The sequence below is a fragment of the Mycolicibacterium madagascariense genome, from assembly GCF_010729665.1.
In the GTDB taxonomy this organism is placed as follows: Bacteria; Actinomycetota; Actinomycetes; order Mycobacteriales; family Mycobacteriaceae; genus Mycobacterium; species Mycobacterium madagascariense.
The window spans coordinates 2,572,065-2,585,775 of record NZ_AP022610.1 but is presented as its reverse complement, the minus strand read 5'-3'; the positions used below and the strand labels follow the sequence as shown (position 1 = coordinate 2,585,775).

Below are 13,711 nucleotides of genomic sequence, written 5' to 3'. Positions count from 1 at the left end.
CCGTGCAGATCGACACCACACCCTCGTCCACGGTGGCCGCCACGCACGGACCGCCGTTCCGCGCGGCGCTCGTGGTCGGCGCGCTCGGCGTCGTCTTCGGCGACATCGGCACCAGCCCCATCTACACGCTGCAGACCCTGTTCGACCCCAGCGATCCCCATCCCGTGCCGATCAGCGTCGACAACGTCTACGGTCTGGTCTCGCTGATCTTCTGGTCGGTGATGATCGTCGTCACCCTGACCTACATCACCCTGGTGATGCGCGCCGACAACGACGGCGAGGGCGGCATCATGGCGCTGATCACGATGCTCAAGCACGGCGCAGGCAACCGCGGTAGGCGCACCGCGACGACGCTGGCCGCCGTCGGCCTGTTCGGAGCGGCGCTGTTCTTCGGCGACAGCATGATCACGCCCGCGATCTCGGTGCTGTCGGCCGTCGAGGGCATCAAGGTGGTCACCGCCGACCTGGAGCACTGGATCGTGCCCATCACGGCGGTCATCATCGTGGCGCTGTTCATGGTGCAGCGACATGGCACCGCGAAGGTGGGCCGCTTGTTCGGTCCGGTGATGATGCTGTGGTTCATCTCGATCGGCGCCTGCGGCGTCAAGGGCATCCTCGGCCATCCGGAGATCCTCAAGGCGCTCTCGCCGACCTACGCGCTGTCATTCGTCTTCGGACACTTTCACATTGCGTTCTTCGCGCTGGCGGCCGTGGTCCTCGCGGTCACCGGCGCCGAGGCCCTCTACGCCGACATGGGCCACTTCGGTCGGCGGCCGATCACCCTGGCGTGGCTGTTCGTGGTCCTCCCGGCCTGCGTGCTGAACTACTTCGGGCAGGGCGCGCTCATCCTCGGCGATCAGAGCTTGGTGAGCGCGCCGTTCTTCCTCCTGATCCCGCACTGGGCCCGGCTGCCCATGGTCCTGTTGGCCACCGCGGCGACCATCATCGCGTCGCAGGCCGTCATCACCGGGGCGTTCTCGGTGGCGGCCCAGGCGGCGAAACTCGGTCTGCTCCCCCGGCTCAGGATCATCCACACCTCGGCGTCGGCCTACGGTCAGGTCTACGTGCCGGCGATCAACTGGATGCTGATGGTGTCGGTCCTGATCCTGGTGTTCGCCTTCGAGAGCTCGGCCAAGCTGGCCTACGCCTACGGCATGGCCGTCATCGGGACCATCACCATCGTCACCCTGCTGTTCTTCTATCTGGCCAGGACGCGGTGGGGGACGCCGCTGTGGATGGTCGTGATCGGCGGCGGCGCCCTGCTGACGGTGGATCTGCTGTTCCTGGCGGCCAACCTCACCAAGCTGGTGCACGGCGCGTGGCTGCCGCTGCTGATCGCGGTGACGGCGTGGACGGTCATGATGACGTGGGAGCGCGGCCGCAAGCTGGTGACGGCGGCCCGCGACGCCGCCGAGGGCCCGCTGCGCGAGTTCGTCGACGGGCTCTCGACCTGTGACCCGCCGTTGACGCGGGTTCCCGGCACCGGGGTCTTCCTCAACCGCGGCAACCGGACCGCCCCCCTGGCCATGCGCGCGAACGTCGAGCACAACCACACCAGGCACGAGCACGTCGTCATCCTCGCCGTGGAGACCATGCCCGTCCCCCGGGTGCCGGAGGCCGAGCGGCTGGAGGTCGACGAGCTCGGCTTCGCCAGCGACGGCATCATCCACGTGACGGCGAAGTTCGGCTACATGGAGCCGTCCGACGTGCCGCAGGCGCTGCGGCTACTGGACCCGTCGCAGACCGAGGGCGAGCTCGACATCGACGAGGCGTCGTACTTCCTGTCGAAGCTGGAGCTCGATCCCAGCCCGGAACCGACCATGGCGCAGTGGCGCAAGAGCCTGTTCATCGCGACGTCGTACCTCACCTCGGATGCGACGGACTTCTTCCACCTGCCCCGCGACCGGACGGTGATCATGGGGTCGCGCATCGAGTTCTAGGGTCGGCGGCGCCCGCGCCGGGGGTCCGCAGGATGGCCGGGCGCCACCGCTGGGGCAGCCGCCACAGCACTGCGGCGGCGACCGCGACGGTGCCGAGCGCACCGCCGGCCAGGACGACGACGGGAGCCGTCCGAAAGACGTTCTCCAACACCATGTACGCACCGAAGAGCAGGAAGAGCGCGGCCGCGACGATCTGAATGAGACGCTCGGGCAGGTGCCTTCCGGCGACCGCACCGACCACGATGGCAAGCCCGTCGGCGACCACCATGCCGAGTGTGGAGCCGATCCACACGCCCACCCAATCGTGTTCTGCGGCAAGGGTTATCGTCGCAAGCATGGTCTTGTCGCCGAGCTCGGCCAGCAGGAAGGCCGAGAACACGACGAAGAACGCGGGCGCGGTGGCCTTCTCGGTGCGCGAGGCCTCGTCGTCGGACAGCGAATCACCCCGCAGCGTCCAGAGGGCGAAGAACACGAACATGGCACCCGCGATCACGCCGAGCAGATGGGTCGGCAGCGCGGCGCCGAGATAGTGACCGATCGCTACCGACAGCACGTGCACGGCGGTCGTGGCGACGGTGATCGCGGCGAGCACGACCCACCAGCGGTAGCGCAGCGCGAACATCATGGCCACCAGCTGCGTCTTGTCGCCCATCTCGGCGATGAAGATGACGGCGAAGCTCAGAAGGACGGCGGCGAGCACCCGGGACTCCTCGGTCGGGAGGCAAGGGGCCACTCCCCTTCGCCGCCCCCAAGGTACCGGGCACGCGCCCTGCTGGCAACTGGCGAGGATCCGAATTGGCAATGCGCACAATAAGTTTGGGTACCACGGCGACGATTCTTCGGGTGCCCTGAAGCGACCGCGCCGCGTCCCCGAATCCGCGGGGACGCAGCGCCGCGCTGGGGCTGCCGCGACCCATGTGGCTGCTGTGGCGACGGGCCCGCGACACACCCCCCGTCGGCACCCGCTGCGGCGCTCCACGTCCCCTGCGTGCCCTATCTTGGACCGTCGACCGACGTTGGAGGAGAGGAGGCGATCACGTGGACGACGACACCGCGACGACGGCTACCCAACTCCTCGAACTGAACCGCGGCATCCAGGGCTCCCCCACCCTGCGACTGCTGGCCACCCTGAATCTGGGCACGTACGCGACACTCATGGAACGCCACCTCAGCGGCGGTGTGGTCCCCGAGACCGAGCTCGTCGTGCGCCTCGAACGTGACCTCGAGGAGCTGGGCGGTCCCGGCGGCGAGCAGTCCGGGCTCGGCCTCATCAAGTCCTGGGCGAGTCAGGGCTGGCTGCACCGGGTGGCCGACCAGCGCTCGGGGGTCGAGCGCAACCTGTGCCACCTGACGCAGGACGCGCGTCGTGCGCTGGACTTCCTGCGCGGGATGCGCCGCCAGGACAGCATCGCCACCGGCGGCTCGATCACCGGCATCGCGTCGCGGCTCAAACAGGTCGCCCTGCGCGTCGGCAACGACCCCGAGCGCATCCGCGAGGGCATCGAGGCCGAGATCGCGGCGTTGCGCGCCGAGCTGGACGCGCTCGACGAGGGGGCCCGCGAACCCGCCTCCGACGCCGACCTCACCGACGCCTACGACGAGGCCCGCGCCATCGCCCTGCAGATGGAGCGGCTCATCACCGACATCGGCCAGTACGGCACGATGATCGAACAGGCCACCGCGGCCCTGGACGAACCGATCGACTCCAACCTCGAGTACCGCGACCGCCAGCGCCAGATGTACGCCGACTACCAGGCCGCCTGGGACTCCCGCGGCCGCGACTCCCACCGCGCCTTCCTGCGCATGATCAACGACCCCGACCAGCGCGCCCAGTTCGAGGCCGACGTGGCCGCCGTCGCCGAGGCACTGCCCGCTCTCGATCCGGCGCTGCGCCGGGTGATGGCCGGGTTCTTCGAACTGGTCGGCCACCAGATCGACGAGGTCGAGCGCATCCAGCAGCGCTGCGCCCAGCGGGTCAAGCGCTTCACCGCGTTCGGCACCCTCGAACAGAGCCGCGGCGTCGCCCGCCAGCTCAACGAGGCCATCGGTGCGGCCCGCGCACTCCTGAAGACCTCGCTGACCGACTCGCGCCTCGACATCGAACTACCGCTGGCCAGGCACGCGTTCACCTCGGTCGGCGCGCTGAGCTTCCGGATCGGCGAGCTGTCCCATCCCCGGCCCGCCGAGGCCGCCGGTGGCGAGGTCGACCTCACCAGCTTCGCCGCGCTCACCACCCAGGTCGACGCCCCCGCGATGTCGGACATGATCAACGCCGCGATCGTCGACGGCCCGCTGTCGCTGCCCGATGCGGTGCGGCTGGTGTCGAACGAGGGGCACGGCGCCTACCTCGGTCACGTCATCGTGCTGTGGTCCTGGGCGCTCAAACAACCCGGCGACCAACCCGCGCCATCGGTCACCGTCCGCTTCCAGTCTCTGGATGGACGCGACCGCGAAATGGAGGTTCCGCGCCTGATGTTCACCACGCCGGTCTCGACGCTGCTGGGAGCCTCCGCGTGAGCCCGGAGCCCTCCGCCGACGACTACGCGGCGCTGTCCGCGCTGCCCCAGGTCGACCAGACGGCCCGCGCGCCGCAGCAGCGGCGGCCCCGGTTCGACGGCGACGTCAGCGAGCTGCCCGACCGTGCGTGCTGGGCCCTGCAGCAGCTGCTCACCCGTCGCTACCTGAGCGCGGAGGCCGACCGCGACGTCTACGCGTGGGTGCTGGAGTACCGCGCGCAGCTGTCGGTGCGGCTGTCCGAACTGGACCTGCTGCTGCACGTCGTCGAGGGCGCGGACGTCGCGTTCGTCGAGCAGGCCCGCTACGAGTCGGCGCGCGGGGTGAAGCTGCTGCGCCGCGAGCCGCTGGGCACCTACGACTCGATCCTCGCGCTGCACCTCGCGCAGATGATGCGGGCCTCCGGGGACCAGACGGTGCTCATCAGCCGCGACGAGGTGCACGCGCTGTTCGCCGGGGTGCTCAACGACGTCGACCGCGACGTGGTGACGTTCACCGCGCGCATCGACGGCGCGATCGCCCGCCTCGCCGCACTGGAGATCCTGCGCAGGAGTCGCGACGACGAGGACAGCTACACCGTCAGCCCGGTCATCAGCGCGGTGATGACGGCCTCGGTCATCACCGAGTTGCAGCAGCAGTTCGAGCTGCTGCAGGGCGGCGTGCCGCAGGAGAACGACGAACGGGAAGTGACGGTCGATGCCTGAGCAGTTCCACCTGTCCCGGCTGCAGGTCATCAACTGGGGCGTGTTCGACGGCTACCACAGCATCCCGTTCAGCGAGGGCGGCGCACTGATCGCCGGCGCCTCGGGCAGCGGCAAATCCTCACTGCTGGATGCCATTTCACTTGGGTTCCTCCCCTTCAACCGCAGGAACTTCAACGCCTCGGGCGACAACTCGGCCGCCGGGTCCAGCGCGGGCCGCCGCACGGTCGACAAGTACGTGCGCGGCGCCTGGGGCCAGCGCAGCGACGGCGGTTCCAGCAAGGTCATGTACCTGCGCGGCGAGGGGGCCGCCTGGTCCGCCGTCGCCGTCACCTACACCAGTGACACCGGTCGGGCCGTGACCGGCCTGGTGCTCAAGTGGCTCACCGGCGAGTCCCGGTCGGACTCCTCCAGCCGGTTCGTCCTGGCCGACGGCGACAAGGACGTCGAGGACGTCTGCAACCGGTGGGCCTCCGGCCGGTTCGACGCAGGCGTGTTCAAGGAGGACGACTGGCGGTTCTCCACCAAGGTGGAGTCGCAGTACCTCGCCCAGCTCTACGCCACGATCGGCATCCGCGCCTCCGACGCCGCCCAGCAGCTGCTGGGAAAGGCCAAGTCGCTCAAGAGCGTTGGTGGCCTGGAGCAGTTCGTGCGGGAGTTCATGCTCGACGAGCCGAGCAGCCTGACCCGGTTGCCCGAGGCGCTCAAGCAGATCGACCCGCTGGTCGACGCGCGCGAGCTGCTCGCCGTCGCCCAGCGCAAGCGCAAGATCCTCGGCGACATCGAGAAGATCCAGCAGCGCTACGGCTCGGAGTCCTCCGACCTCGGCATCATCGACCTCGTCGACCAGCCGATGGTGCGGGCCTACACCGACCACGTCCGGCTGGCGCAGTGCCCGACCCAGATTGCCTCGCTCGACGCGACGATCGACCAGCTCGGCAACGAGTACGAAGACGTCACCCGGCAGCTGAATCTGGCCAAGGCCGAAGGGGATTCGCTCAACGCCCAGATCAGCGGGTCCAGTGCGAGCATCGGGCCGCTGCAGTCGCAGGTGGCCGGCGCCGAGGCGCAGGCCGAGGAGGTGTCGCGCCGACGCGCCGGGTACGAGGCGCTGCTGACCGCCCAGCAGCTCGACGTGCCCGACACCGCCGACGAGTTCTGGAACCTGCGCGAGGAACTCACCACCACGGCGACCGAACTGCTGGCCAAACTCGACCGCGGGCGGGAGGCCTCCACCGACGCCGAGTACGCCCAGAAGGTCGCGAGGATCGCGCGCGACGACGCGGCCAAGGAACTCAAGCGCGTCGAGCACGTGGGTTCGGCCCTGCCCGAGTTCGCCATCGTGATGCGCGAGAACATCTGTGCCGCAATCGGAATCGATGCCGGTGAGCTCCCCTACGTCGCCGAGCTGATGGATCTGCGGCCCGAGCACAGCCGCTGGCGGGTCGCCGTGGAGAAGGTGCTGCGCGGCGTGGGTCTGCGGCTGCTGGTCCCCGACGACCACTACGCGGCGGTGCTGCGCTTCGTCAACGAGACCAACATGGGCGGCCGGCTCCAGCTGCATCACGTCCGCGCGTCCTTCCTGGGCGGCGTGCCCGCCGAGGCCGACCCGAACACGTTGGCGGGCAAGCTCTTCGTGGTCGATCCGGCCCACGTCTGTGCCGCCGAGGCCGCCGACGTCGTCGCCACCGCGGGTGAACACGTCTGCGTCGACGGCCCCGACCTGTTCCCCCGCTTCCGGCGGGCGGTCACCGACACCGGTCTGTACAAGGACTCCGACCGGCTGGCCATCAAGGACGACCGTCGGGCGCTGCGCCAGTCCGACTTCATCTATCAGGGCGACGTCGCCGCCAAGGTCGACGCGCTCACCGTCGACCTCGCCGCCGCCGAGGACGCCTACCAGCAGGCCCGCCGCGCCGCCGACGACATCGCGGCACAGCGCCAGCGGTGGCGGGACCGGGCGGCGGCCTGCCGGGCCATTTGCGAGCAGTACCCGCAATGGAGCCAGATCGACACCGAGACCGCCGACGGACACGCCGACCGGTTGCGCGAGCAGTTCGAGCTGCTGCTCGCCGACCACCCCGACATCGAGGCGCTCAACGCCCGAGCGGATCAGTGCTGGGAGGAGATTCAGACCCTGATGACCCGTCGCGGCGCGATCCAGACGCGCCGCGACGAGCTCGACGGGCGGCGCACCCGGCTGCTCGAGCTGCAGGAGCGGCTGACACCGGCGTTCGTGTCCGAGCCGCTGACCGACCTGCTGAACCGCTACGCCGGCGACGTCCCCGTCACCCTCGAGCTGCTCAACCCCGAGCCGCACCGGGAGGCGGTGTTCACCGCGATCCGTCGCGAACGCGAACAGCTCAGGGAGAGCCGCAGGCGCTCCTACGACGAGCTGGCCCGCATCCTCAACACCTTCGACACGGCGTTCCCCGACGCCGTCCCCAACGACAGCGACGTGTTCGACGAACGCGTGCATGACTACGTCGCGCTGTGTCGCCACATCGACGAGCGGGAGCTGCCCGAGGCCTACGAACGGATGATGCGGCTGGTCACCGAGCAGGCCCCCGACGCCATCCTCACCCTGCACCGGGTCGCCGAGCAGGAGGCCAGGCGGATCAGCGAGCAGATCGCGCGCGTCAACACCGGGCTGGGCTCGGTGGAGTTCAACCACGGCACCCGGCTGACGCTGCGCGCCACCCCCCGCAGTCTGACCGCGGTCGCAGAGTTGACCGAGATCGTGCGGGCCATCTCGCGGCGCATCGCCGAGGTCGGGCTCGGCGACAAGCAGGCGATCCTGGATCAGTACGCCGACATCCTGCGGCTGCGCAACCGGTTGGCGTCCACCGCGCCGGAGGACCGGGCCTGGACCCGCGACGCCCTGGACGTCCGCAATCGGTTCACCTTCGACTGCGCGGAGTGGGACGTCAGCAGCGAGGAGCTGATCCGCACCCATAGCAACGCCGGTGACAACTCGGGCGGCGAGCAGGAGAAGCTCATGGCGTTCTGCCTCGCGGGCGCGCTGAGCTTCAACCTGGCCAGCCCCGACAGCACCGACAACACACCGGTGTTCGCGCAGCTGATGCTCGACGAGGCGTTCTCGAAGTCAGACCCGCAGTTCGCGCAGCAGGCGCTGCAGGCGTTCCGCAAGTTCGGCTTCCAGCTCGTCATCGTCGCGACGGTGCAGAACGCCACCACGATCCAGCCCTACATCGACAGCGTGGTGATGGTCTCGAAGAAGGAGGCCATCGGCCGCAATGCCCGACCGGTCGCGACCGTGACGAGCAAGACGATCTCCGACTTCACGGCGCTGCGCCGCGAGATGTCGGCGTCCGCCGCCGCGGCCCGGGTGCCCACCCCGGTGTGACCCGTCCGAAGCGCTCGGCCGCGCGATGATCTAGTGTCCCGTCGAGTGGACCCACGGTCATCGCACGCATCGGGCCCCGCCCGCGTCGTCGTCGTCGGCGGCGGATTCAGCGGAGCGATGAGCGCCGTGAACGTCGCCCGGCTCAGCGCCGAACCGCTGCACGTGACCGTCGTCAACGGGGCGCATCCCGTCGGGCGGGGCGTCGCCTACGGGTTGCGGCGGCCCGAGTACCTCCTCAACGTGGCGGCCCGGAACATGTCGGCATTCCCCGACGAGCCGGAGCACTTCCTCGAGTGGCTGCGCACCCGTTCGGAGTTCGAGTCGACGCCGGAAGTCGAACTGCGCGAACGGTTCATCTCCCGTCAGATCTACGGCGACTACCTGCGCGCCATCGTGCAGCACCACCTGCAGAGCCCCGGGGCCATGACGCCCGTCAGCGCACAGACCATCGTCGGCGACGTCCTAGACGTGGAGCCGCTGGACTCCGGCGGGCTGGTGCACCTCGCGGACGGGACGACGCTGCGCGCGGACCGCGTCGTGCTGGCCACCGGTAACGAGGCGCCCAACCCGCTGCCCGGCGCCGAGGCGCTTACCGATCACCGGGCCTGGGTCGGCAACCCCTGGCACGCGTGGGAGGACCGGCTGCCGGGGCCCGACGGCAACGTCGTCATCCTCGGCACCGGGCTGTCGGCCGTCGACGCGATCATCACGCTGCGCACCCTGGGATGGCTGGGCAGCATCGACGCCGTGTCGCGGCACGGCTGGTTCCCACATGCGCACTTCCGCGGCATCGAGTATCCCGAATTCCCGCCCCCGGGAGTCGATCTCGCCACGCTGGGCCTCGACGCGCTGCGGGCGTTGGTGGAGACGCACTGCGCGCTGCTGCACGAGCGCAACGCCAACCCGGCGATCATCGTCGACAAGCTGCGCCCGCACACCCAGCGCATCTGGAACGGATTCGACCGGCAGGACCGCCTGACGTTCGCCACCGAGCATGCGGCCCGGTGGAACGTGTTCCGGCACCGCATCGCCCCCGACATCGCCGCCCAGATCACCAGCTCGCAGCTGACCGGCCAACTGCGGGTGCACGCCCAGCGCATCGAGGAACTGACGGCGGCGGGTTCCGATCGCATCCGGGTGCGGCTGGCCGACGGGCGCACGCTCGATGCGGACCTGGTGATCAACGCGACCGGACCCGCGACGCGGTTCACCGCCACGCGCTCGGCGCTCTTGCAGAATCTGTTGCGCCGCGGCCTGATTGCGCCCGACGACACCGACATGGGTGTCCGCGTCGACCCGGACCACACCGTCGTCGACGCCGCCGGCGAGCGGTCGGATCTGCTTCTCGCCCTCGGTCCGATGCTGCGCGGCACGTACTGGGAGACGATCGCCGTTCCGGAGTTGCGGGTGCAGGCCCGCCGGGTGGCGGAGACGCTGCTCGGCAGCAGCCGGATGGACCTCGACGAGGGCCAGCTGCTGCTGGAGTACATGATCTGATCGCGGGACTTCGGCTCACCGTGCGCCGAACCCGTGGACTGGCGCGATGGCGCCGCCGGACGTTCGACGATGTTTCGAGCGGGTCGCGACGGGTACCTTGGAGTTTGCCGCCAAGGCGCTGAGAGGACGTGTTGCTCATGGTGGGGGCGCTGTGGAGCTACGTCACCGACCATCAGGCACAGTTGCTCTTCGACTCCTACCAACACGTCAGCGCGGTCGTCCAAAGCGTGCTCATCGCGACCGTCGTCGGCGTCGCCATCGGCGTGCTCAGCTACCGCAGCCGGCTGGCTTCCGAGCTCGCCACGGCGACGTCGAGCGTCATCCTGACCGTGCCGGCCTTCGCCCTCCTCGGCCTGCTCATCCCGCTGTTCGGGCTCGGCGTTATCCCCAGCGTCACGGCCCTGGTGCTGTACTCGCTGCTGCCGATCATCAGGAACACCATCGTCGGCCTCAACGCGCTCGACCCCGCCCTGACCGACGCCGCCCGCGGTATCGGCATGGGCCGGCTGGCCACCCTGGCCCGCGTCGAACTGCGATTGGTCTGGCCGTCGATCCTGTCGGCGATGCGACTCAGCACGCAGATGTCGATGGGCGTCCTCGCCATCGCCGCCTACGTGAAGGGCCCGGGGCTCGGCAACCTCATCTTCGCCGGGCTCGCCAGGGTCGGCAGCCCGACCGCGCTGCCGATGGCGCTGATCGGCACGCTGCTGATCGTCGTGCTCGCCTTGGTCCTCGACGCCGCCCTCGTCCTGCTCGGCCGACTCACTACGTCGAAAGGCATTCGGTGACAACGACTTCTGACGGTAGCGGGCCCAGCGGCGTCCGCATCCGGCTCGACCACGTGTCCAAGGTGTATCCCGGGTCCCATCAGCCGGCCGTCGACGACGTCTCGCTGGACATCCCCGCGGGCGAGGTCGTCGTCTTCGTCGGACCGTCCGGGTGCGGCAAGACCACGACGATGCGCATGATCAACCGGCTCAGCGAGCCGACGTCGGGCAAGATCCTCATCGGCGACCAGGACGCCCTCTCCATCAAGCCCACGGAGCTGAGGCGCTCCATCGGCTACTCGATTCAACAGGCGGGCCTGTTCCCGCACATGACGATTCGGCAGAACGTCGGCCTCGTGCCCGGCCTGCTGAAGTGGGACCGCAGGAAGATCGCCGACCGCGTGGACGAGCTGCTCGACCTCGTCGGCCTCGAACCGGGACAGTATGCCGACCGATATCCGCGCCAGCTCTCCGGCGGGCAGCAGCAGCGCGTCGGCGTGGCCCGGGCGCTGGCCGCCGATCCCCCGGTGCTGCTGATGGACGAGCCGTTCGGTGCGGTCGACCCCATCACCAGGAGCTCGCTACAGGACGAATTGCTGCGCCTGCAGGCCGAATTGGGCAAGACCATCGTCTTCGTGACCCACGACTTCGGCGAGGCGGTCAAGCTGGGCGATCGCATCGCCGTGCTGGGGCCCAGGTCCGCCGTGCTGCAGTACGACACCCCCCAGGTCATCCTCGCCAACCCCGCCGACGACACGGTCGCGGGCTTCGTCGGCTCGGGGGCCTCCCTGCGCCAACTCGGGCTGCTGCGGGTCGAGGACGTCGCACTGCGCGAGCACCCCGCGGTGCACGTCGACGACTCCGTCGAGGTGGCGCGACATGCGTTGGCAGGCACCCCGTTCGACTGGGTCGTGGTGCTGGACTCCAAGGACCGCCCGGTGAGCTGGGTGCGCGAGCGCGCCCTCGCCCACGCCTCCGACCTCCGCAGCGTCGCCGAGCATCTCGACGTCGTCAGCACCCAGTCCACGCTCGAGGACGCGCTCGAAGCCATCCTGGCCGAGAGCCACGCGTCGGCCGTCGTCGCCGGCCCCGGCAGCCGTTACGCGGGCGTCGTCACCCTCGAGACACTCATCGAGGCCGTCACGAAGGTGCGCGCCGACGCCCACTCGGAGGACCGTTCGGCGTGAGCACCGCCGTCGACGCCCCGGCCGGGGGCACCACGCGGGCGGACCGACTTCGGCTGCTGATCCAGCCGGTGCTGGTGCTGATCGTCGCTGCGGCCGTGCTCCTCTGGGCGTTCGACCGCGATCTCACCGCCACCCAGAAGGAGAACGTCAACGCCGCCAACGTCGGCCTGTTGATCTGGCAGCATCTGCTAATCACCGCGACCGTGACGGTCATCGTGCTGGCGGTCGGGGTTCCGCTCGGCGTCCTCGTGACGCGGCCGGGGGCTCGACGGTTGCGGCCGTTGGTGATCGGCGTCGCGAACGTCGGCCAGGCCGCACCCGCCATCGGTCTGCTGGTGTTGCTGTTCCTGCTGACCGCGACGACCGGCTTCTGGATCGGCGTGCTGCCAATCGCGCTGTACTCCCTGCTGCCGGTGCTCTCCAGCACGATCCTGGGTATCGACGAAGTGGACGACGCGCTGGTCGACGCGGGCCGCGGACAGGGGCTGTCGAAGCGCTCCCTGCTGTTGAGAGTCGAACTGCCGCTTGCCGTTCCGTACATCCTGGCGGGCCTGCGCACGTCGCTGGTGCTGGCCGTCGGAACGGCGACCCTGTCGTTCCTCGTCAACGCGGGCGGCCTGGGCATCCTCATCGACACCGGATACAAGCTGCAGGACGACGTCACGCTGATCCTCGGCAGTGTGCTCGCCGTGTGCCTGGCCCTGCTCGTCGACTGGCTCGGTGGCCTTGCCGAGTTCTACCTGGGCCCCAAGGGACTTCGATGAGGCGCTCCATCCTGCGGTTCGTGATGGCCACCGCACTGGTCGCCTGTGTCGCGGCGTGCGGCCTCGGCTCCGGCGGCGGCCTGCCGCTGCGCGTGGGCCCCGGGTCGATCAAGCCCACCCCGGGACTGCAGGGTGTGCGCATCACGGTGGGCTCCAAGGAGTACACCGAGCAGGTCATCCTCGGCTACATCCTGGAGTACACGCTGTCCGCCGCCGGCGCCGACGTGCGCGACCTGACCGGCATCGTCGGATCCCGCAGCACCCGCGGCGCCCAGCTGTCCAACCAGGTCGACGTCGCCTACGAGTTCACCGGCAATGCCTGGATCAACTACCTCGGCCACGAGACGCCGATCGCGGACACCCGCAGGCAGTTCGAGGCCGTCCGGGATGCCGATCTCAAGGCCAACGACATGGTGTGGCTCGAGCCGGGCCCCATGGACGACACCTACGCGCTGGCCGCGAGCAAGGCCGTCGTCCAGCGGACCGGCGTCCACACGCTGTCCCAGTACGCCGAGTTGGTGAAACGCAACCCCGCTGCCGCCAAGACGTGCGTGGACACCGAATTCCGCGCCCGCCAGGACGGCTTCCCCGGCATGGCGGCGGCGTACGGATTCGACCCCGCGCGGGCCCAGACCCCCATCCTGCAGGTCGGCATCATCTACCAGGCGACCGCCGACGCCACCCAGTGCGACTTCGGCGAGGTGTTCACCACCGACGGCCGGATCGCGGCCCTGGACCTGACGGTCCTGCAGGACGACAAGCAGTTCTTCGCGCACTACAACCCGTCGGTGACGATGAAACGTGCCTTCTCCCAAGCACATCCGCAGATCGCCGACGTCACGGCGCCCGTGACGGCCGCGCTCACCAATGACGTCATCATCGAGCTCAACAAGCGGGTCGACGTCGACGGCAAGGATCCCAGCATCGTGGCGCGCGACTGGATGGTCAGCCGCGGGTTCATCACCGCCGGGTAG

General features: G+C 69.5%; 10 protein-coding genes. 9 read left to right on the top strand and 1 reads right to left on the bottom strand.

What is annotated here, in order from left to right:
* Positions 1–32 precede the first annotated feature (32 nt).
* Positions 33–1,940: a potassium transporter Kup gene (locus G6N60_RS12180; protein WP_246241234.1), complete on the top strand. Its 1,908-nt coding sequence runs from the start codon at positions 33–35 to the stop codon at positions 1,938–1,940.
* Here G6N60_RS12180 and G6N60_RS12175 read toward each other — a convergent pair.
* A complete protein-coding gene (locus G6N60_RS12175) occupies positions 1,915–2,640 on the bottom strand; it encodes a TMEM165/GDT1 family protein (RefSeq protein WP_163737137.1) in 726 nt (241 codons plus the stop codon). The genes G6N60_RS12180 and G6N60_RS12175 overlap by 26 nt on opposite strands.
* Before the next feature lie 338 nt (positions 2,641–2,978).
* On the opposite strand from G6N60_RS12175, the gene G6N60_RS12170 reads away from it, so the two are divergent.
* The 8 genes from G6N60_RS12170 to G6N60_RS12135 all read left to right on the top strand — a co-directional run bounded on the left by G6N60_RS12170 (position 2,979) and on the right by G6N60_RS12135 (position 13,711).
* Entirely contained in the window at positions 2,979–4,457 is a 1,479-nt protein-coding gene (locus G6N60_RS12170; protein ID WP_246240601.1) for a DUF3375 domain-containing protein, read from the top strand.
* Positions 4,454–5,158, top strand: coding sequence for a DUF4194 domain-containing protein (locus G6N60_RS12165; protein ID WP_163737132.1), 705 nt, complete (start codon positions 4,454–4,456; stop codon positions 5,156–5,158). The genes G6N60_RS12170 and G6N60_RS12165 overlap by 4 nt, the downstream gene beginning before the upstream one ends.
* A complete protein-coding gene (locus tag G6N60_RS12160; RefSeq protein WP_163737128.1) occupies positions 5,151–8,522 on the top strand; it encodes an ATP-binding protein in 3,372 nt (1,123 codons plus the stop codon). The genes G6N60_RS12165 and G6N60_RS12160 overlap by 8 nt, the downstream gene beginning before the upstream one ends.
* A gap of 45 nt (positions 8,523–8,567) precedes the next feature.
* Positions 8,568–10,019, top strand: a complete 1,452-nt coding sequence (locus G6N60_RS12155) for an FAD/NAD(P)-binding protein (RefSeq protein WP_246240599.1) — start codon at positions 8,568–8,570, stop codon at positions 10,017–10,019.
* 140 nt (positions 10,020–10,159) lie between these two features.
* Positions 10,160–10,807, top strand: a complete 648-nt coding sequence (locus G6N60_RS12150; protein ID WP_163743848.1) for an ABC transporter permease — start codon at positions 10,160–10,162, stop codon at positions 10,805–10,807.
* Positions 10,804–11,973, top strand: coding sequence for a betaine/proline/choline family ABC transporter ATP-binding protein (locus tag G6N60_RS12145; RefSeq protein WP_163737125.1), 1,170 nt, complete (start codon positions 10,804–10,806; stop codon positions 11,971–11,973). Before G6N60_RS12150 ends, G6N60_RS12145 begins: the two co-directional genes overlap by 4 nt.
* Positions 11,970–12,737 carry an ABC transporter permease gene (locus tag G6N60_RS12140; protein WP_163737122.1) on the top strand — a complete coding sequence of 256 codons (768 nt, stop codon included), beginning with the start codon at positions 11,970–11,972 and terminating at the stop codon, positions 12,735–12,737. The genes G6N60_RS12145 and G6N60_RS12140 overlap by 4 nt, the downstream gene beginning before the upstream one ends.
* Positions 12,734–13,711, top strand: coding sequence for a glycine betaine ABC transporter substrate-binding protein (locus G6N60_RS12135; protein ID WP_163737119.1), 978 nt, complete (start codon positions 12,734–12,736; stop codon positions 13,709–13,711). The genes G6N60_RS12140 and G6N60_RS12135 overlap by 4 nt, the downstream gene beginning before the upstream one ends.